Source organism: Akkermansia massiliensis (genome assembly GCF_023516715.1).
Taxonomy (GTDB): Bacteria; Verrucomicrobiota; Verrucomicrobiia; order Verrucomicrobiales; family Akkermansiaceae; genus Akkermansia; species Akkermansia massiliensis.
Genome location: NZ_JAMGSI010000001.1, coordinates 1,796,235 through 1,816,207, shown reverse-complemented (window position 1 = coordinate 1,816,207; position 19,973 = coordinate 1,796,235). Strand labels below are relative to the sequence as shown.

At 57.6% G+C, this 19,973-nt stretch carries 14 protein-coding genes and 1 tRNA gene; 2 read left to right on the top strand and 13 right to left on the bottom strand.

All coding sequences use genetic code 11. The annotated features are described in order from the left end of the window. Window positions 1-81 precede the first annotated feature (81 nt). A complete protein-coding gene (locus tag M8N44_RS07755; RefSeq protein WP_249853078.1) occupies window positions 82-681 on the bottom strand; it encodes a hypothetical protein in 600 nt (199 codons plus the stop codon). After that, window positions 585-3,980 (bottom strand): hypothetical protein, encoded by a 3,396-nt coding sequence (locus tag M8N44_RS07750; RefSeq protein ID WP_249853077.1) that lies wholly within the window; start codon window positions 3,978-3,980, stop codon window positions 585-587. Before M8N44_RS07750 ends, M8N44_RS07755 begins: the two co-directional genes overlap by 97 nt. 290 nt (window positions 3,981-4,270) lie before the next feature. Between M8N44_RS07750 and M8N44_RS07745 the strand changes: the two genes are divergently transcribed. Beyond that, on the top strand, window positions 4,271-7,258 hold the full coding sequence (locus M8N44_RS07745; RefSeq protein WP_249853076.1) for a hypothetical protein: 2,988 nt from the start codon (window positions 4,271-4,273) through the stop codon (window positions 7,256-7,258). A gap of 578 nt (window positions 7,259-7,836) precedes the next feature. Here M8N44_RS07745 and M8N44_RS07740 read toward each other — a convergent pair. The 9 genes from M8N44_RS07740 to M8N44_RS07700 all read right to left on the bottom strand — a co-directional run bounded on the left by M8N44_RS07740 (window position 7,837) and on the right by M8N44_RS07700 (window position 18,212). Further along, window positions 7,837-9,399: a sodium:solute symporter gene (locus M8N44_RS07740; protein WP_022397537.1), complete on the bottom strand. Its 1,563-nt coding sequence runs from the start codon at window positions 9,397-9,399 to the stop codon at window positions 7,837-7,839. 65 nt (window positions 9,400-9,464) lie between these two features. Continuing rightward, window positions 9,465-11,072 (bottom strand): CTP synthase, encoded by a 1,608-nt coding sequence (locus M8N44_RS07735; RefSeq protein ID WP_022397536.1) that lies wholly within the window; start codon window positions 11,070-11,072, stop codon window positions 9,465-9,467. Between the two features lie 11 nt (window positions 11,073-11,083). Further along, complete coding sequence (gene kdsB, locus M8N44_RS07730; protein WP_102721039.1) at window positions 11,084-11,833, bottom strand: 3-deoxy-manno-octulosonate cytidylyltransferase; 750 nt, start codon at window positions 11,831-11,833, stop codon at window positions 11,084-11,086. Window positions 11,834-11,930: 97 nt separating this feature from the next. Then, on the bottom strand, window positions 11,931-13,406 hold the full coding sequence (locus tag M8N44_RS07725) for an O-antigen ligase family protein (protein WP_102729154.1): 1,476 nt from the start codon (window positions 13,404-13,406) through the stop codon (window positions 11,931-11,933). 124 nt (window positions 13,407-13,530) lie between these two features. Then, window positions 13,531-13,606: transfer RNA gene (locus M8N44_RS07720), tRNA-Ala, on the bottom strand. A gap of 236 nt (window positions 13,607-13,842) precedes the next feature. Beyond that, window positions 13,843-14,895 (bottom strand): acyltransferase family protein, encoded by a 1,053-nt coding sequence (locus M8N44_RS07715; RefSeq protein ID WP_022397533.1) that lies wholly within the window; start codon window positions 14,893-14,895, stop codon window positions 13,843-13,845. Window positions 14,896-14,908: 13 nt separating this feature from the next. Further along, the gene (locus M8N44_RS07710) at window positions 14,909-15,982 is read right to left on the bottom strand and encodes a peptidylprolyl isomerase (protein WP_102729152.1); all 1,074 of its coding nucleotides are present in this window, start codon (window positions 15,980-15,982) and stop codon (window positions 14,909-14,911) included. 27 nt (window positions 15,983-16,009) lie between these two features. Then, window positions 16,010-17,104: a type IV pilus twitching motility protein PilT gene (locus M8N44_RS07705; protein ID WP_022397531.1), complete on the bottom strand. Its 1,095-nt coding sequence runs from the start codon at window positions 17,102-17,104 to the stop codon at window positions 16,010-16,012. Between the two features lie 25 nt (window positions 17,105-17,129). Continuing rightward, the gene (locus M8N44_RS07700; protein WP_022397530.1) at window positions 17,130-18,212 is read right to left on the bottom strand and encodes a type IV pilus twitching motility protein PilT; all 1,083 of its coding nucleotides are present in this window, start codon (window positions 18,210-18,212) and stop codon (window positions 17,130-17,132) included. Between the two features lie 690 nt (window positions 18,213-18,902). Between M8N44_RS07700 and M8N44_RS07695 the strand changes: the two genes are divergently transcribed. After that, on the top strand, window positions 18,903-19,178 hold the full coding sequence (locus M8N44_RS07695; protein WP_146021211.1) for a hypothetical protein: 276 nt from the start codon (window positions 18,903-18,905) through the stop codon (window positions 19,176-19,178). On the opposite strand, the gene M8N44_RS07690 is transcribed toward M8N44_RS07695, so the two are convergent. Next, entirely contained in the window at window positions 19,171-19,551 is a 381-nt protein-coding gene (locus M8N44_RS07690; protein WP_146017947.1) for a hypothetical protein, read from the bottom strand. The genes M8N44_RS07695 and M8N44_RS07690 overlap by 8 nt on opposite strands. After that, window positions 19,512-19,958: a phage holin family protein gene (locus tag M8N44_RS07685; protein ID WP_022397528.1), complete on the bottom strand. Its 447-nt coding sequence runs from the start codon at window positions 19,956-19,958 to the stop codon at window positions 19,512-19,514. Before M8N44_RS07685 ends, M8N44_RS07690 begins: the two co-directional genes overlap by 40 nt. Window positions 19,959-19,973: the final 15 nt, after the last annotated feature.

Sequence of the window (19,973 nt, the reverse complement as noted above, 5' to 3'; positions counted from 1 at the left end):
CCCCTTAAGCACAAAAAGAGCCGCTCCCCGTGGATGGGAAGCGGCGCTGGCCGGGAAGAAGAAAAAGAACTCTCTCTTTTATTACACCTCCTCGGGAGACAGCCAGCGGAAGGAGACGATGTTGAACTTCCTCCCGAACGCCTTGTTCACCGCGCTCAGCTCCGTCTCCTCCAGCGCTCCGCTCTTCATGTTGATCTTCTTGACCGGCGTCTCCGGGCTGTCCACCGGGTCCACGTAGTTGATCCCCCTCTGCACCACCGCCTCGCACCACGCCCGCGACAGCACCACACCCTCGCGGTTGGTCAGCTCCCCGTAGGCCCGGATCGTAAACGTGTCGTCGCGCGTCGTTAAAATATTGCCCAGCACCGCCAGCACGTCGGACTGGATCAGGTAGCCGGGCGCCGCCGTGTACACCGATCCCTTGGCCGCGTCCTGGTTCGGGTACCCTCCCTTGGGCGTGATGACCATGTCGGAGAGTTCGTCAAAGGTGCTGTTGATGGAGCTTTCGTCGATGGCCGCCTGAAGCGCCCCCTTCACCCCCATCTCCCCGCTCTGCAGGCGGCGGTTGACGAAGTCGGACATGTTCAGGAAGGGGCCCCTCTTCTTGACCTCCTGGACCATGTTCCGGGCCAGGGACTTGATCTGCGAGTCGCTGAGCGTTCTGAGGTCGGACCACGCCATGCCTCCCCGTCCGGGATGCCCTGGGTTACGCCCACCGAGCCGTAGTCGTCCACGTGGGACTTGTCGCTGCTGGCCACCCCGAAGCGGGAGAAGGCCGTCTGGCTGTTGTTGAGCACGGAGGGGGTCCCGCTCCGGGAGTAGAGGAGCTTGCGCTTTTTGAGCCCAAGCAGGGTGGCTTCCCAGGCGCGCTGGGAGGTGGAGTTGACGTTGAAGCCCCCGGCCACGGTGAGGTACTTGGAGGCGTGCTTGTAGCCTTCGTCGGTCTTGGAGAGTTCTTCGACGACGGCCTCGGAGGGCTTGCCCTGGAGGTCGGGCACGAAGCGCCTGTTGGCAATGCCGGCGGCCCTGTTGGAGGAGGCGTCCGTGGAGAAGGCCTGTTGAAGCACGGTTTTAAGTTCCTCCCTGCCCGTGCCTCCGATGCTGGAGGGGCGCGCGGCCAGGGAGGAGGCGAACCAGGAGTCCCAGAGGGCGTCGTTGACCATCAGGCCGTGGTCCCAGAAGTCGCCCAGGGAGGCGTCTCCCATGATTTCATTGTGGGAGAAGACCTTGTCGGGCGGGAGCATGGGGTCGGCAAAAGCGTTGCCGATCCCCACGCCCGGCACGCCGGACTGGTAGGCGAAGCGCTTGGCGACGGCCGCCTTGGAGTCGCTCCTGTACCATCCCGGGGTGAGGCGGCAGCCTGCGAAGCCGGCGAGGCTGGAGGGCTGCTGGAAGGGGAGTTCCGCGGCCACGATCTTGTTGACCTGCTCGGCGCCCGGTCCGCCGAAGGGGGAGAGCCTGGTGCCGTCGTTGGAGAGGATGTTGGAGATGGTGATGGGGAAGAAGTCGCTGTTGGCATTTTTGACTTCAAACTGGTAGGGGCTGTAGAGGCGTCCGAGCTCGGAGGCGGTGGGCATCTGCCCACCCCAGAAGAGAGGGCTGGAGTGCTGCCATGTCTTGGCGCGGTAGTCCTTGCCTTCCGGGTAGGCTCCGATCACCGGAGGCTTGCCCCATTTGACCGATACCCCGTAGTAGGCGATGAACGTGGAATCCAAAGAGGGAGTTCCGTATTGGCCCGACTTCTTGGCCTCTTCATCGGTTCCTTCATTATGTTCCCACATTTCCGCCGGAAGCTTAATCTGGTCGACCAGAGGTTTTTCCCACGCGCCCCAGTTCAGGTTGAGGATAGCCGGCATGGTTTTGGCGAAGATGTCGATTTCAGCCGTGTTTTTCCCATTCAGGGAGGAGGAGCTGTTCATCTTGTTGGGATTCATGAGACCGGCCCCCATGACGAAGGTTCCCAAGGCCTTTGATGCTCCCTTGTCCCCGTATTTGACGGCGAGGACATGATTATCGGGCGTACCATTGAGTTGGCTGGTATCTTCCGCGAAGATAATGGAAGCCTTGGCGATGCCCTGCTGATTATATCCACTGCCGTCCAGCAGTTCGTAGCGAACACCGTCCGTCAGGTTGACGGCATAGGAGCTGACCTGGCCAGGCTCCTGGGACCAACCTTCCTTGAGCGGGAACCTGTCCGGTTTGAAATCACCGCTGTTGGGTTTTGTCTTATAAACCTCATTGCCATTGGCAATGTTGGAAACGACCGGCTGGGCAAAGACAACGATTTCTCCAGCCTTCAAGGTAGAAGGTTCTCCCTTGATCGTGGCCCCATCTCCACTGAGTTTGGATGTGGTGCGGAAAGAGGCGCCAAAGTCGGCTACCTGGCGGTTGTTATAAGAAGCATTCAAGTAGGGGACCAGGCAGGATTCCCCGTAATTGGACAATTGGCCTTCATCCAGCTGGTTCCATGCGAATTTGATATTGTGGGAAAGCAGCAGGGGCATGAAACGGTGTTCACCGAAGTAGGCGCCCCAGACGCCGCCGTCGGCTCCGGTCAGTTTCATATCCACATTGTAGGGGTTCCACCAGACGTACACCGGAATGACGGCGATACGGAAGTCAATCCATCCACCGCGGTTGGGATGCTTGTTGCCGTGTTTGACATAGTTAAGTCCCACGAAAGAATAAAAGCGCAGCAGGATGGGATGGCGCATGTACGTGTAGCGGTTGTCCATCATTTCCATACTGGCCGCAGAGTCCGCCGCAATCAATGTGCTGGGGGTGCGCCCATTCCATTGCAGGGTGGCGGAAGAATCTTGTCCGTCCCTCTTCGTGGAGGAGTCCCACACGTTGGCCCACAGGTAGAGCTGGTTCCAGGAACCGATCGGGCGGTTCTGTTCCGATGGGTTTCCGTCCTCGGACGTATACGGCCGGAGACCGATATCCGAGGTGTCTCCGCGGAAGTCCTCAGGCAGCTTTTCCTGGGAAAACATAATGTTGAGGTCCTTTTTAAGACCTCCGAATTTAGAATCCGTCAGCAGGCTGGAAGAAACCAGGGAGATGTCATGGTACACCTCTCCCAAGTCTTTCAGCCGGCCGTTTTTACTGTTAGCCAGCAGAGAATCAAGGGAAATGAGTTTTCTGACTGTGGACATGTCGTTTCCGGAACTCGATGCCATCATGGAAGAAAGGTTGAGGGGCTCCAAATCAGGACCGGGCGTGTCCCACGTGGAGCGCATCACCGTCAGGGCATCCGTGCTTTCTTCCGAGGCATGCGGCATCAGGTTGATGCGCGCCTTCTGGTTTTCTCCCGTTACCCACCACGCAATGTATTTGCGTGAGTTGGCGTTCTTTTTCAGCCCCATGGTCTTGGAGGAATCGTCCACGCGCACCATGCGGGCGTAGATTTCCTTTTTGTCCTGGTTCTTGGCGCCTACGGGCGTTCCCACCGTGCCATGGTCCACCAAGGCGACACTGCGGAAATTTTGGTTGGTAAGGGAACGTTTGCCCAGCAGGCTTTTGCCCGCTTCCAGCGTGCTGAGCCTGCGCAGGTCCGGGTCGGAAATGAGCCAGCGGCGGAACATGGACTTTCTTCCCGTATCGTAGGTGGAAGAAATGTTCATGCCCTGGGAGTTAGTCTTGTTGAGCCAGGTATCCCAGCTGTTCCAGACGCCCAGGATGTACGGGGCGTTGCCTTCGCTGGCGCCGGAGGAAAGGATGCCCGAGTTGGCGGAAACGCGCTGGTCGGGCCCCAGCTCACACTGGAGCTGCCCGAGGGCCACTTCCAGGGAAAACCTGGCGAGGGATTTGGCCTCCGCGGCAAAGAGCTGTTTTTCGGAAATGCGGACCTGTGAGGATGCGATGGTGAGAAGGCCAACGCTGAGAAGGGCCAGGAGCATCATCAGGGTGATGGTGGCAATCAGGGCAAAACCTTTGCTGACATGCCTGATAGGACGTTTAGTGAAATGTTTAATCTTCATGAAAATGGTGGGTTCCGGCGTGCACTTTTCCGCTCAAGTTTGAGGGTATAAAAATCCCCACTGTCACGAAGGTGCGAAGAGCCAATTCTTAACTCTAGTCAATACAAAAAAGAGGCAGTCCATGCAAGCTCAAAATTGCTTCAAACAAGCGCATTGCAGGCAGAATAAATTGACGGAGAAACCATCTGGAAGGAGGAAGGAAGCGGGGAGAATGCATTTTTATGATAATCAGTTCTTAAAATCTTATATTATGGTATTTATAAGAAAAATCGGATTCTAAATTCGGTGGATTGAAAAAAGACCTGAATATCATATTCTCTCAAGAAAAGCTGCCTGAGGAATTCCGTAGCGACACCGCAGACATCGGTCTCCGGCCGTATACGTCCGAGGACGGCAGCCCGACCGAGCAGAACCGGCCCATTGCCTCCTGGAACCAGCTCTTCCTGTGGGCCAACGTGTGGGACTCCTCCACGAAGAGGGAAGGCCAGGACGCTTCCGCCACATTGCAGTGGAACGGGACCTCCCCCAGCACATTGATTGCGTCTGACGCCACAGCGAACATGGAAATGATGGACAACCGCTACACGTACATGCGCCATCCTATTCTGCTGCGCTTCTACTCCTTCGTCGGCGTCCAGTACGCCAGATTCGAAGGAACAAACGGCCAGAATCCCTCCGTAAATGGCGGATTCATCAATCTGGCCTTCTCCGTCATTCCCGTCTATGTATGGTGGAACCCATACAACGTAGACATGAAATTCCAGGGGGCCAATGGAGAAGTATGGGGGGCCTACTTCGGCGAACACCGCTTCATGCCCCTGATGTTCTCCCACAACATCAAAAACGGCGGCGGTGTGGGGGCCATGGGCAACTATACGGAACATCCCCTGACTCCCTACGTTCAAAATGCCATAAACAAAAACGACCGCCAGGTGGCGGACTTCGGCGCGTCCTTCCGTGACAAAGTCACCTACCAGTCGGACGGCTCAACCAACAAGGGTAATCCTTCTACCCTGAAAGCCGGAGAAATCGTCATTTTCGCTCAGCCTATTCCCCTGATTGATGACGTGTCCAACCCCTTCCACGGCAACTCCGTCTACCGGTCCAAAGATAATGGTATTGACATTAAAACGGATAACTTTGCCATGAAGGAAGGCTGGTCCCTGGATTCCGCCCAGACCACAGGCTACTCCGTCAACATGTACTCCGGCCTGAAATACCAGAATTTTGACGGCAACAAGTACCTGGACGGAGACCCGTTCATGGCCTCCGCCATTTTCGCCCAGAATGATGACGACCTGAAAGGCTGGTCCGGCACGACCGCCGACCGGACACCCTCCGACCACATCCTCAGCCATAAATATACGGACGAATTCGGAGCCGGTTCCAAAAAACTGGGAACCTTCACGATGGGGGCCGGTCTCATGAGAGCGGAGCAGATGGGACAACCCACCAAGCTGAACGGCGCCAATACGGCAGACCCCGCCATCTTCTCCAAGACGATGCCCGCCGTGCTGAACCTGAACTGGGGCGCGTGGGAAAAACCTCTGCTTGAAAACATCAAATTCCCGGCGGACATGTGGAAAAACAATACCGGACCGGAAGAGAACAAGGAAAGGCAGGGCTATTATGGCGAGGCGGATCCGGACGCTCTTTTCATCGCCTACTACGGGGTATCGGTCAAATGGGGCAAGCCTCCGGTGATCGGAGCCTACCCGGAAGGCAAGGACTACCGCGCCAAGACATGGCAGCACTCCAGCCCTCTCTTCTGGGGTGGGCAGATGCCCACCGCCTCCGAGCTCGGACGCCTCTACAGCCCCTACCAGTTTGAAGTCAAAAATGCCAACAGCGACTTCTTCCCCATCACCATCTCCAACATCCTCTCCAACGACGGCACCAGGCTCTCCCCCTTCGGCGGACCGGGCGCCGAGCAGGTCAACAAGATCGTGGCCGCGGAACTCCCCTTCCAGCAGCCCTCCAGCCTCGCCGGCTTCGCAGGCTGCCGCCTCACCCCGGGATGGTACAGGAGCGACTCCAAGGCGGCCGTCGCCAAGCGCTTCGCCTACCAGTCCGGCGTGCCGGGCGTGGGGATCGGCAACGCTTTTGCCGACCCCATGCTCCCGCCCGACAAGGTCTTCTCCCACAATGAAATCATGGGAGACGCCTCCCTGGGCGACTTCTGGGACCACGGCCTGATGGTCAACGACGCCCTCTGGGACTCCTGGTTCGCCTCCTCCCTGGCCGCGCGCCCCTCCAGCATCGGAGGCACGGGCAGGGAGGAACTTAAAACCGTGCTTCAACAGGCCTTCTCCACGGACGCCTCCTCCAACAGGGCCGCCGGCATTGCCAACAGGCGCTTCGTGCCCGACCTCCAGGGCAAGCCCTCCGAGGCCGTCGTCGAAGAACTCTCCAAGACCGACGAAGGCTACAAGCACGCCTCCAAGTACCTCACCGTGGCCGGGGGCTTCAACGTCAACTCCACCTCCCAGCGCGCATGGGAAGCCACCCTGCTTGGGCTCAAAAAGCGAAAGCTCCTCTACTCCCGGAGCGGGACCCCATCCGTGCTCAACAACAGCCAGACGGCCTTCTCCCGCTTCGGGGTGGCCAGCAGCGACAAGTCCCACGTGGACGACTACGGCTCGGTGGGCGTAACCCAGGGCGTCCCGGACGGGGAGGCCATGGCGTGGTCCGACCTCAGAACGCTCAGCGACTCGCAGATCAAGTCCCTGGCCCGGAACATGGTCCAGGAGGTCAAGAAGAGGGGCCCCTTCCTGAACATGTCCGACTTCGTCAACCGCCGCCTGCAGAGCGGGGAGATGGGGGTGAAGGGGGCGCTTCAGGCGGCCATCGACGAAAGCTCCATCAACAGCACCTTTGACGAACTCTCCGACATGGTCATCACGCCCAAGGGAGGGTACCCGAACCAGGACGCGGCCAAGGGATCGGTGTACACGGCGGCGCCCGGCTACCTGATCCAGTCCGACGTGCTGGCGGTGCTGGGCAATATTTTAACGACGCGCGACGACACGTTTACGATCCGGGCCTACGGGGAGCTGACCAACCGCGAGGGTGTGGTGCTGTCGCGGGCGTGGTGCGAGGCGGTGGTGCAGAGGGGGATCAACTACGTGGACCCGGTGGACAGCCCGGAGACGCCGGTCAAGAAGATCAACATGAAGAGCGGAGCGCTGGAGGAGACGGAGCTGAGCGCGGTGAACAAGGCGTTCGGGAGGAAGTTCAACATCGTCTCCTTCCGCTGGCTGTCTCCCGAGGAGGTGTAATAAAAGAGAGAGTTCTTTTTCTTCTTCCCGGCCAGCGCCGCTTCCCATCCACGGGGAGCGGCTCTTTTTGTGCTTAAGGGGGAGGAATAGGGAAGAGGGAGGGAAGGGATTGTTTTTACGGCGGGGTTCTGCCGGTAGACAAGATGGACTATTTAGACAATAGGGACGGGATGGAAGACGGGAAGTGGGGGTGTTGCACAACTGTAATTCTGCCAATGCGTTGCTGATTGTGACGATTTCTTAACCAGGTTTCTTTTCCTCTCCTTGGGAGAGGATAGGTGCCGTTGGATAGAAGGAGGGGGCCTTCCTGGAAAGATAAAAGCGGTAGTTTATTCCACAGCCGGTTTCATATGTTGGAGACTTGCAAAGAATACCTTCATTTTTGCTTTTCTGTTCCGGTAACGGGAAGAGCGCTGCTGGAGAATGCATTTTTTATGGGCAAAGGAGTGGTGGTCAACATGCCTTTCAGAAGAATGAGGCGTCGAATGGATAACGGGATGTCCTGAAACTGCAATAAGGTTTCAAGTTTCCTTAATAGGGGAAAGCCGGAACGCAAGCCGGGTAACGGCGGATGCCGTTCAGCGTGCGGAGATGTGGCGGCTCCTGAAACCGAAGCCGACGGCAAAGGTGACCAGGGTGCCGATGGTTACGCGCCATGGAAAGGCTATTTCCGGAATATATTGCCTCCAGTCGGCGGGCAGGGGGATGAGTTCGGTCAGCAAGGCAATGACCAGGAAGCCTGCCGCCATGGCAATGATGTTTCCTGAATCGTTTCCTCTGGTGCGCGTCAGCATCCCGAGCAGGAAGATGCCAAGCAGCGAGCCGTAGGTGTAGCCGAAGATGCCCAGGGCGATTTGAATGATGCGGACTTCCGGGTGGTGCACCACGTACCACGCCGTGATGGAACCGACGAGGATGAGCAGCAGGGAGAAGCCGGCCGTTCCCCAGCGCACGCACCGGAGGAGCTGACGTTCCGTGGCTTCCGGTTTGAATACTCCCTGGTACCAGTCCTTGGTGGCGGTGGTTGCCAGGGAGTTGAGAGCGGTGGACAGGGAACCCATGGCGGTTGCCAGGAGCCCGGCGATCAGCAGCCCCCGGATGCCGTTGGGCAGTTCATGGATGATGAAGTAAGGGAAGACATGGAGCTGCGGCGTGTCTGCGGGGAGGGACGCCGGATTGTACTGGTAGAAGACGTAGAGAAGAATGCCCGTGAAGAGGAAGACGATGACGATGGGGAAGTCCAGCAGCCCGGATACGATGACTGCCCGCGTTCCCGCCTTGCTGCTTTTTGCGGCCAGCATCCGCTGCACCATGTCCTGGTCCGTGCCGTGTGTAGCCATGGTGATGAAGGTCGCTCCCAGGAAGGCTGCCCATACCGTGTATTCCTGACCCAGGACATGGGCGCATTGCTGGAGGAAGTCCAGGCCTTCCTTGGTGCCCCACGAGAAGAATTTCCAGTCGTCCCCTCCGTTCATGGCGGCTGAGATGGAGTTCCACCCTCCGGGAATGTGGGAGAAGAGAACCCACAGGGCGGAGAGCATGGAGACGCCCAGCACGACGGCCTGGAGGACATCCGTCCAGACGACGGCTTTCAAGCCGCCGATGGCTGTGTAAATGGTGGTGGCGATGGAGATGACGACCAGCGCGGCAATGTAAAGCAGGACAATTTGGTTGGCGTCCGCCGTGGTGTCCGTCATGAATTGGTAGGCAATGACCAGCAGAATGCCTGCAAAGTAAAGTCTTGTTCCACTGGCGAGCACCCGGCTGACCAGGAAGACCATGGAGGCCGTGCGGCGCGTCAGGAGCCCGAATCTTTTTTCCAGGTATTCATAGATGGAGACCACCTTGTAGTCATAGTAGGGTTTGAGGAAGAGCTTGCCGACGATGATGCGGCCCAGGATAGTGCCGATGCAGAGCTGGGCGTACGTGAAGTTGCGGGTATGGTAGCCTTCCCCCGGAGCCCCCAGAAAGGTGGCCGCGCTGATTTCCGCCGCCAGGATGGAGGCCAGAATGGCCCACCAGGGCAGGGAGCGGTTGCCCAGGGCATAGTCCGTCAGGGAGTTCTGCCTGCGTCCCGCATAGATGCCAATGCAGAAGATAGCCAGAAAGTAGACGACGATGACAAGGAGGTCCGTGAACATGCCTGGAAAGAGAAGGCCTTTTCCGGAACAGGGTTTCCGGAAAAGGCCCCGGGCTGGGTGAAGGGTCAGGAGCGGCTCTTGTGTTCCAGCGCGGCTGAAACCAGACCGGAGAAGAGCGGATGAGCCCGGTTGGGTGCGGACTGGAATTCCGGATGGTACTGGCAGGCAATGAAGAAGGGATGGGAGGGAAGTTCCACGACTTCCACCAGGCCGTGTTCATCATTAACGGCGCTGATGACCATGCCTGCGTTTTCCAGTTCTTCACGGTAGGCCGGGTTGAATTCGTAACGGTGGCGGTGGCGTTCCGTGACGCTGTCCTTGCCGTACAGCTTGTGCGCCAGAGTTCCGGGCTGGATCAGGGCTTTATAGGAGCCCAGGCGCATGGTGGCCCCCATGGCTTTGATTCCTTTCTGCTCTTCCTGAAGGCTGATGACGGGGTGGGTGGATTTCTGGTCGAATTCCGTGGAGTTGGCATCGTCCATGCCGCAGATGTGGCGTGCGTATTCAATGACGGCTACCTGCATGCCCAGGCAGATGCCCAGGAACGGGATGCCCTTGGTGCGCGCATATTCCACTGTTTGTATTTTTCCTTCAATGCCGCGGTCTCCAAAGCCGCCCGGCACCAGAATGCCGTCCACGGAACCGATCAGGGCATCCGCTCCTTTTTCTTCAATTTCTTCCGCGTCTATCCGGAGGATTTCCACGCGAGTGTCATTTTCAGCACCGGCATGAGTGAAGGATTCATAGATGGATTTGTAAGCGTCCTGAAGGGCGATGTATTTGCCGACTACGGCAATCCTTACGGAGTGGCTTGGGCTGATGACGCGCCCCACGTAACGCTGCCAGTCCGCCAGGTTGGGAGCGGGAACGTCCAGCCCCAGGCGCTTGGTGACGATGCGGTCTATTTTGTCCTGGCTGAGGTCCAGAGGACATTCGTAAATGGTGTTTTTAACGTCGCGGAAGGCGATGACATTTTTGGCTTCCACGTTGCAGAACATGGCGATTTTCCTCCTTTCGTCTTCGCTCATATCGTATTCCGTCCGGCAGATGATCACGTCCGGCTGAATACCAATTTCCCGGAGCTTGGCGACGGATTGCTGGGTGGGCTTCGTTTTCATTTCCCCGGCGGCCTTGATGTAGGGGAGCAGGGTGACGTGGATGAAGCAGACATTGTCGCGGCCCACTTCCAGCGCGAACTGGCGCAGGGCTTCCAGGAAGATGTGGCCTTCCATGTCCCCTACCGTGCCGCCGATTTCCGTGATGATGATGTCCACGTCCGATTGTTCCGTGACTTCATAAAGGCGGTTTTTGATTTCATCCGTGACGTGCGGAATGTATTGAACCGTTTTACCCAGATAGTCTCCCCGGCGTTCCTTATGCAGCACGCTTTCAAAGACCTGGCCGGAAGTAAGGTTGTTAAGACGGGAGAGGTTGCAATGGACGAAGCGTTCATAATGGCCCAGGTCCAGATCCGTTTCCGCCCCGTCGTTCAAGACGTACACTTCCCCGTGCTGGAACGGGCTCATCGTGCCGGGGTCTACATTCAAGTAGGGGTCGAATTTTTGAAGGGTGACCTTGAGACCGCAGCGTTCCAGCAGAGTACCGATGGATGCCGCCGCCAGTCCTTTGCCGAGAGAGGAGACAACACCACCTGTGACGAAGATGTATTTCATGATTATGGTTCTTAATGTATGTTTAATAAGATTTGTTCCACCTGGGCCGCCTGTTCCGGCGTGTCTACGCCCACGCTGACATGGTCCGTCAGAATGACTCTGATTCTGGCGCCGTTTTCCAGCGCGCGCAGTTGTTCCAGGGATTCCGTTTGTTCCAGGGGGGTGGGTTCCCAGCGCACGTAGTTTTCAAGGAAGTCCCGGCGGTAGGCGTAAATGCCCAGATGGCGCAGCGGGGGGGTGACGCGGGGATGGCGGGCATAGGGAATGACGGAACGGGAGAAGTACAGGGCGTCGCCGTTGCCGGCCAGGACCACTTTGACGATGTTCGGGTTGTCCAGGTCTTCCTGCGCGCTGATGGGGCAGGCCACGGTAGCCATGGACAGGGCCCCGTCAGAAACCAGCGCGTCCGCCAGCCTGTCAATCAGGGCCGGGTCAATGAGGGGTTCGTCTCCCTGGATATTGACCACATGAGTGGCGGAGGGGAAGGCTTGCACCGCTTCCGCCAGGCGGTCGCTGCCGCTGGGATGGTCCGGAGAGGTCATGATCGCCTTGGCGCCGAAGGCCACGGCGGTGTCGAAGATGCGCTGGTCGTCCGTGGCGATGGCGATGTCGTCAAGGCGGGAGCAGCGGGAAACGCGTTCCCATACGTGCTGGACAAGCGGTTTTCCTGCAATGAGGTGAAGCGGCTTGCCCGGAAATCTGGAGGACCCCCAGCGTGACGGGATGAGGCCGATGATATGATGAGGAGAGTCTGCTGCCATGAGAAGAGGAAACGCATCGAAAGGTAGCAACTCCCCTTGAATTAGTCCAGCCTCAAGCATCAGATGCGCCCGTTTTTCCGGAGTAGGGGCGGAACGGTCAGGCGGAAATGGCGGGCGCGGCGGCAGGCTGCGGTTTTGCCTCCGTCTTCCGGATAATGAGCGGCATGTATTCCTTGCGGATGTGGAGGGATACGTACAGGCCTTCCTTTTTGGCGCAGGAGAAGAGTACCTTGATGATGGCCAGGGAGATGATGTCCATGGAGATGGTGGTACTATCCCCGAAGATCAGCAGAAAGGTGAGCGGCTTGATGAAGTAGACGGTTGAAACGTAAAGAATGCCCAGCTTGTATTTGTGGTTGCGGTAGATTCTGCTGACGATCCATGCATAGGTCATGCCGATGACGGACAGAATGAGGTACAGGGAAAGCCCCACGTAGCCAAGCGTTTGAATGGTGGAAATGGGGCCGCTGTGCCATAGCCCGTTCCAGGCAAAGGATGACTGGTCCTGGCTGAGGTTGTAGGCTTCCTCATAGATGTTGGCTTTCACGATGCTGATATCCCGTGAAAAGCCGTCTCCGAATACCTTGTCCTGAATGAAGTGTTCGCGGTCGTCCAGAGCCCATTCCCACATTTCAAAGCGCCAGTTCATGGACGCTTCCGCGTTTACTCTGGCTTGCATGCTGACATCCAGGAAAGGAAGGGTTGAAAGTGTGCGCTGGATACCGTAAGGAAAGGAATGGAGCATTCCTGAGGAGGAGAGGAGCAGAAGCAAAAGCATTCCGAAGATGGGAACCAGGATGCAGAAGAACCATCTTTTGTAGATCAGAGATATTGTGAAAAACAGGAGCAGAAGCTGCGCAATAAAGGAGCGGAATCCGCTAAACAGGACTCCGATGGTTCCAAGGACAAGAAGGGCGCCCCACCAGGGACGTTTGATCATCTGCCATACGGAGTAGTTGATGATGAGTAGTTGAACCGCCAATAGGGAAATTTGGAGGAAGGTCGATTGCCGCGTGTCTTCGGAGGCGGCGCTTGCCGAGACTGCGGCCGCCGCCGGGTTCGCTCCGGCAGAATTCGGTGAAAGGATGCCCTGGGCGGTTGAGATCAGCGTGAAGATAATGGTCAGAAAAACGGCCCATTGAAGCACCTTTCCCAGTTCATTGCTGGTGGTTTTCAGGGAGGAGAGGCAAAGATAGGCAAGGAGCGCCTGAAGGAAGAGGACGTATCCCTTGCCCCCGTAGTAGTCTTCCAGCACATTCAGGCCCAGGCCGAAGGGGTGGCTCAGGAAGACGTAGCCCACATGCATGAACAGCACGAGAATGACAGCGTCCAGGAGAGGGGCGGCATTCCATGTCAGGGTTGAACGCTTGAGCATGGCATTCCACAAGTAGAAGGGAATGGTAATGCCGTAGGCGAAGAGGGGTGCGTAGTCCTTTAGTTCCGGTATGGGCAGGAAGAGCAGGGGAAGCCATATCCACAGGTACCATACCTTTTCCTTCATCAGGAAAAGGACGGCCAGGAGGAAGGGGGAAACAGCCAGGGCGATGGAAAAGGGGTCTCCATCCGCCGACATGACACCGCCTATGATGGCTAGGAGAATGGCAACTACTGAAATCAGTACAATTTTAAATAAATTACCATTCATAGGGCTGCCCGTGATTCCCGCATAAAAGACAATGGCGGGAAAGAGAGATGGATGGTGGAGTATAGGGGATTCGAACCCCTGACCTTCTCATTGCGAACGAGACGCTCTACCAACTGAGCTAATACCCCGTGGAAAATACCGGGGGGAATCTATTCCATCCGCCGCCTGAAAGCAAGAGGAATTCGTCAGGCAACGCAAATAAGATGGAAGATTTCGTGTTCCTTCTCCGCATGCCGCCGTTTCCTGTCCGGCGGAAGTCTGCCGCAGGGGGGGAGATTCATTTTTCCGGAAAGGGCCGGGAGACGGCGCAATACGGGAACCGGGAAAAGGAATGCCTGTATTCCCGTAGAAAGCGGACGGCAGTTCAAAGAGCGGTGAATTTGATGTTCCGGACTCTGGCAAAGGCACGTTTCAAGCGGGAGGAAAGCCATTTTCCGCATGGTTGTTCAATGCCGTAATGCATGGCGGCTCCCACGGCAATCAACAGGAGCGCGGCGCATATCCAGAAGAGGATGGGACGGGTTCCGTACCGGTCCTGCGGCCAGATGTACTGCATGAATTGCAGGAGGGGAACATGCAGCAGGAAGACGGCATAGGTCAGGAGGCTGGCCCGGTTGGTCAAATGGATGAGCACCGCTGGAATTTTAACAGCCGGCGGCTGAGGGGATTTTGCAAGTGAGCACGCGCTGGCGATGGTCAGCACGGCAATCAGCGTGTCGGGAAGGAGGAAGGCCAGGGAGGCAACTTTCCCGCCGGAGCCCCACAAGGCGCCGATGAAAGTCTGGTAGAGAAGGTAGAGCACCCCGAAGGAGAACACAGCCGGGCTCCACCGGAAGAAGCGTTCGTGTTTTTTATAGAGCCGTGCCGCGCAGCAGCCGGCGAGAAATTGCCATAAACGGTAGGGCGGGAAGAAGTAAAGGCGTGCGACGGGTTCCAGGAACGTGCAGGCGACAGCGGTTACAAGGCCCAGCGCCAGCAGCAGGGGAAGGCGTTTCCTTCCATAGGCCACGAGAGGGAAGATAAGGACGAAGAGGATTTCCAGCTTCATGTACCATAAGGCATAATTGTCTCCCGTGTGCAGGTTCATGAATTGATTGCCGCCGAAGGAAACCAGCAGGACGCCGAGCAGGTTGTCCAGCTGGAATTGCTCCTTGTAGGAGACCAGGCTGGACAGGAGGATGGCCGTGAACAGGAGCGGCCACAGCCGCGCAAATTTGGAGATGTAGAAGGAGGGCGGACTGAACGAATTTTCTTTCAGGGTGAACGTCATCAGGAATCCGGAGAGGACGATGAACCAGTCCACGCCCACGGAGCCCGCAACGGGCGACCAGCGCGCCCAGTGGAAGGCGCAGATCATCAGGCAGAGGATGATGCGGATTAATGAGATGCCTGTAATGAAGGAGGAAGGGGCGCTCATTGGAACTGGGGCATCAGCGATCCCGCTTGTTTTTAATGCGGCTCCTGAGGTGGGCTTCTTCAAAAAGGCCCTCCATGTACAGCCCCACGGCCTGCGCTTTTCTGAGGCTTTGGGCTGCATTCCTCAGGGCCGGAAGCGCTTCTTCGTAGGAAGGGATACTTCCTTTTTTGAGGGGGGAGGCTTCCACAAGGTGCCATCCCCACCGGCTTTTAAGAAGCACCGGCTTGTTGTCGGGAACGTTTGCCAGCTCCAGGCCCAGGGTTTCCCGTGCGCGGGCGGGGCTGACCCAGCCAAGTTCCCCGCCTGCGGGCGCGGAGCGCTCGTCCTCACTGAATTCCCTGGCAAGCCGGGAGAAGGTTTCCCCGCCTTGCAGGCGCGCCAGCAGCGTTTCCGCCGCCTGTTTGACCTGGGTTTCATCCTTGTGAAGGGTAGCCAGGAAGATGTGCCTGGTTTTCCGGAGGTCAGGGGTTTTAAGCTGGTCCCGGATCAAATCATAATAGGTTTTCAGGTCTTCGTCGGACGGCTCTGCCGCCTGGGCGGTCGCCCGGTAGAGCTGTTCCGTCTGCTTGAGCCGCGCCGCTATTTTTTCCTGGAATTGCTGCTGCGTGAATTTCTGGTCATGCAGGGTTTTCAGGTATTGTTCCGTGTTCCCGTCAAAGCGGGAACGGATTTGTTCCGCGGCGTGCGCGGCTTCCGCATTGCGGTTGGGAAGCTGAAGGTCGTTGACGCTGGTTTTCAGGCGCAGGAGGGAGGAGCCGATCAGATCGTACCTGGCCCGCGGAGCCAGGTCTCCGGCTACGTCCAGTTCATGGGTGAGCCTGATGCCTCCGTCCATGTCCAGAACGGGAGGCTGGCGCAGGAGCCGGAGTTCCGCAACCCTCCGGGAGAGCTGGTTGGCGGTGACGGGTTCGCCGTAAACTTCCGCAATCCGGGCGGAGTTGTCTCCGGGCGGTCCCGGCATCGGTTTCAGGTAGGCGTCCATCCTGCCGGCCAGGAAGCCGTGCCAGAGAAACAAATCCCCCACCAGATAGAGCAGGAATGCTCCATAGATCACGAGCTTGAACGTGAATTTTCCAGTGGGGGACATGGGAGGGACAGGGAAGGAGCAAAGGGCCTAGTTTCCACCGCCGGAGTCTGCCAGACGGACGGATTCCGGGGGAAGGAAGTTGCGGAACCTCTTCTTTTCAATGCACTTCATGTAGGCTTCCTCCGGAGAGACGACGCCCTGCTGGAGTTTTTGCCAGATGGCGTCATCCATGAATTGCATGCCCATGGCCTTTCCGCCGACGATGACGTCAGGGATTTTCTGCGTGGCGCCTTCACGGATGATGGCCGCCACGGCGGGCGTGGCAAAGAGGATTTCATTGACGGCTACGCGTCCCGGCTTGTCGCTGCGCTTCATCAGGAGCTGCGCCACGACGCCGCGGAGGGAGCCCGCAAGCATGGTGCGTACCTGGGACTGCTGGTCGGACGGGAATACGTCAATGATACGGTCAATGGTTTTGCTGGCGTTGTTCGTGTGCAGGGTGCCGAATACCAGAAGGCCGGTTTCAGCCGCCGTGAGTGCCAGGGAGATGGTTTCCAGGTCGCGCATTTCACCCACCAGCACGATGTCGGAGTCTTCACGGAGGGAAGCCCGCAGGCCGTCTGCGAAGGAGGGTGTCTGGAGGGGCACTTCCCTCTGGGTGACGATGGATTTTTTATTGGGGTGAACGAATTCGATAGGTTCCTCCACCGTGATGATGTGCCGCGCCTGGTTGCTGTTGATGTAGTCAATGATGGCGGCCAGGGTGGTGGATTTACCGGAGCCCGTGGGCCCCGTGACCAGCACCAGCCCTGATCTCATGTGGGCGAATTCCTTGACGACCGTGGGCACGCCCAGTTCTTCCAGCGTGGCGATTTTTGTGGGAATGAGACGGAAGACGGCTCCCAGGCCGTGCTGCTGCCTGAAGTAGTTGCAGCGGAAACGGGAGGTTTCATCCATTTCATAGGCGAAGTCCAGATCCCCTTCTTCCAGGTATTTCTGGAAGGCCTGGGAGTCGCATATTTCCGCGAGAAGGTTTTTGAACGACTGGCCTTCCAGGTTTTCGTCGGAGATGGCGGAGATGGTCCCGTTGACGCGGATTTTCGGAGGCTGGCCTTCGCTGAGGTGAAGGTCGGAGCCGCCCGCTTCTACGAGGTATTTGAAGTATTGGTCGATAACAGCCATAACAGGAGTGTGTCAAAGTTAAAGGTTACTTGATTCCCAGGAAGGATTTCATGATGGTTTTGTCTTCCGCGCGGAAGATGCAGTCTTCCGTGGTGATGAGACCTGCCTGGTGCAGCGCCCGGAGGGAGTCATCCATCAGGATCATGCCCTGGGCCTTCCCGGTCTGGATGCAGCCGGGAATCATGAATGTCTTTCCTTCGCGGATGCAGTTGGCGATGGCGGGTGTATTGACCAGCATTTCAATGGCCAGGGCGCGGCCGTTGCCGTCCGCCCTGGGAACGAGCTGCTGGGAGATGATGCCGCGCAGGGATTCACTGACCATGATGCGGATCTGGTCGCGCTGCTCCACCGGGAAGACGTCCAGCACGCGGTCCACCGTGCGGGCTGCGGACCCCGTGTGCAGGGTGCCGAGCACCAGGTGGCCGGTTTCAGCCGCCGTGAGCGCCAGGGAGATGGTTTCCAGGTCGCGCATTTCACCTACCATGATGACGTCCGGGTCTTCACGGAGGGCCCCGCGGAGGGCGCGCGCGAAGGATTCCGTGTGCTTGTGCACTTCACGCTGGTTGACGTGGCAGTTTTTGGAGGGAATCAGGTATTCGATGGGGTCTTCAAGCGTGATGATGTGGTCGTGGCGGTCCTGGTTGATGAAGTCCACGATGGAGGCCAGGGTGGTGGATTTACCGGAACCCACGGAGCCCGTCACCAGAATGAGGCCGTTGGTGTAGCGGGTGAGGGGCACCACGTATTCCGTCGGCAGGCCGATTTCCTCCATGGTGCGCACCCGCGTGTTGATGATGCGGAAGCAGATGTCATAGCCCAGGCGCTGCTTGACCACGGAAGCGCGGTAGCGTCCGAAGTCGTTGGCATAGGCAAAGTCCACGTCCCCCTTTAATTGAAGGCGGTTCCATTCCGGGTCTTCCAGAAAGCCCCTCGCCAGAACTTCCGTGTCCTGGGGCGTGAGATTGGGCGCTTCCTCCCAGATGGGGAGAAGCTGGCCGAACCGGCGCCAGGTGGGGCGGCTGTTGACGGCAAGGTGGATATCGGAACAGTCAAAGTCCTGTCCAAGCTTAAGATATCCGTCGACGTGGGGCAAAATGTATTCGCTCATGTTGTGAATGCAGCAAACTGATAAAGCTACATACTAACGAAAACGGGGCTTTTTTGACCAGCAAAAAATGTTTGGGAAATGATTTCTGTGCAGGCGGCCCTGTGCCGTCCCGTGGCGGGGGAGGATTTTTGGAGAGAAGCCTTGAGGAAGGCTCGCAAAAGTTTATTTCCGGGAGCGGGAAAGAGCATTTATGTTTTTCTGCCGTTTCGGGAACCGGATCCTGAGGGATCGCGGTTTTTCACGGACTTTCCCGGCAGAGGCATACGTTTGGCATGGCGGAAAGAGCCGACAGCAATCCCGCTGCTGTTTTCATGGTTAAATGTGAAATGGCGGCATTGAGGACAAGTCTATGGCGCGGTTGCATTTTTGCCTCCGGGGGAAAGGTCGGGATATTGTTTTAAATGACTTTCTTCATCAATTTTTCCTGTTCCTCCGAACGGGGACACGGAAGGAACATTTCCAAATTCCCCGCCGCCGCGATGACTGGGAAGGCCATGTTTCCGCCATGATGGTCGTCTTCCTATATTGGGGCCTCCCTTTCATGGCCAGGTAGCTTTTTTCCTGATTGTGCCCTGTTATTTTTGGCAGGAATTGTTCATGGCGGAAAGCGCTGGAAAGGGGAATTGAGCTGCCGATGCCTTTTTGGGGTCAGGCATGCCCTGGTCTCCTGTTTCATTCCAATATCGCCGCATGGACCATGCCGAAATGCCTGTCCAGCCTGGCGAGGTACGTATGAACAAAGGGGCGTTGTTTTCTTTGGCGACAGGTCGTTATTTTATGAGGTATCGCGGCCGTCTGCATGAAGAGTTGTCCTGCAGGGGGGGACGATATTCCCGGAACGGCGCGCATCTGACGCCGCAGGGATATGAAGACATTTCTCCCGCAACAGCGGAATTCCTGAGTTCTTTTTTAAAGCAGCGGCTTGAAAAGGCTGCGCCGCATCGACCGGAAAATCCTGTTACTTGAACAGGTTGAAGAATTTCTTGCCTGCCAGGTCGAAGCCCATTTTTTTCAGGGACGGGAAGGCGAGGGTTACCAGGATTTCAATGATGAAACGGAAGATAGGGGAATTGATCCAGCTTCCGGAAACATGCGGACGCGGGGGCGCCGGATGGCTTTTTTTTCCCGTAAACATGCGGATGAGCAGAATGCCTCCCACCGTGCCGACAATGGAGCCGATCACAGGCAGGGACATGGCCTTTTTTTTCAGCTTCCGGAAGTGGTCGGCCTGCTGCTGCGTCTTCTGGACCAGGGTATCCGTCTCATTGACGATATCCAGCCGGGAGGAAGCCACCCGCATCAGGAGTGCGAGCTTTTCTTGAGAGCCATTTGCAGACATGATAAATCCGTTTTAAGTTCTTCCGCCGTCGCCGGGGCGATGGGCGTTACATGGGTTCGGCTGAAAAGGATGAGGGCCACGGCAGCCGCCACCAGATGGATGCCGGTGGTTACGGCAAGTCCGGCAATGATTCCCCAGAAGTGGGCCATGACCATGGTCAGGAAGCACCACAGGAACAGATAGCCGAAGATGGCCATAAAGGCGGCCAGCAGGAGCAGGGCCATTTTCCTGCCCAGCCTTTTGGACGCTTCCTCCAGTTCCAGCTTGAGCAGCGCGGCCAGGGCTTCCACATGGTCAAGCGCCGCCGCTCCGGTTTCCCGGAGGGACCGGACCATAGCCGCTCCTTCTTCCTTTTCCTCCACAATGGGGGCGACGAAGGTGCGTTTGAGTTTGTCAATCAGTCCCATGGCTCGGTTTGAAGG

Excerpts from the sequence above, each read along its gene's own strand:
- M8N44_RS07725 (WP_102729154.1), bottom strand. The coding sequence starts at position 13,406 with ATGTCGGCGGATGGAGACCCCTTTTCCATCGCCCTGGCTGTTTCCCCC.
- M8N44_RS07695 (WP_146021211.1), top strand. The coding sequence starts at position 18,903 with ATGGACCATGCCGAAATGCCTGTCCAGCCTGGCGAGGTACGTATGAAC.
- M8N44_RS07750 (WP_249853077.1), bottom strand. The coding sequence starts at position 3,980 with ATGAAGATTAAACATTTCACTAAACGTCCTATCAGGCATGTCAGCAAA.
- M8N44_RS07740 (WP_022397537.1), bottom strand. The coding sequence starts at position 9,399 with ATGTTCACGGACCTCCTTGTCATCGTCGTCTACTTTCTGGCTATCTTC.
- M8N44_RS07700 (WP_022397530.1), bottom strand. The coding sequence starts at position 18,212 with ATGAGCGAATACATTTTGCCCCACGTCGACGGATATCTTAAGCTTGGA.
- M8N44_RS07755 (WP_249853078.1), bottom strand. The coding sequence starts at position 681 with ATGGCGTGGTCCGACCTCAGAACGCTCAGCGACTCGCAGATCAAGTCC.
- M8N44_RS07685 (WP_022397528.1), bottom strand. The coding sequence starts at position 19,958 with ATGGGACTGATTGACAAACTCAAACGCACCTTCGTCGCCCCCATTGTG.
- M8N44_RS07715 (WP_022397533.1), bottom strand. The coding sequence starts at position 14,895 with ATGAGCGCCCCTTCCTCCTTCATTACAGGCATCTCATTAATCCGCATC.
- M8N44_RS07735 (WP_022397536.1), bottom strand. The coding sequence starts at position 11,072 with ATGAAATACATCTTCGTCACAGGTGGTGTTGTCTCCTCTCTCGGCAAA.
- kdsB (WP_102721039.1), bottom strand. The coding sequence starts at position 11,833 with ATGGCAGCAGACTCTCCTCATCATATCATCGGCCTCATCCCGTCACGC.
- M8N44_RS07690 (WP_146017947.1), bottom strand. The coding sequence starts at position 19,551 with ATGTCTGCAAATGGCTCTCAAGAAAAGCTCGCACTCCTGATGCGGGTG.
- M8N44_RS07710 (WP_102729152.1), bottom strand. The coding sequence starts at position 15,982 with ATGTCCCCCACTGGAAAATTCACGTTCAAGCTCGTGATCTATGGAGCA.
- M8N44_RS07705 (WP_022397531.1), bottom strand. The coding sequence starts at position 17,104 with ATGGCTGTTATCGACCAATACTTCAAATACCTCGTAGAAGCGGGCGGC.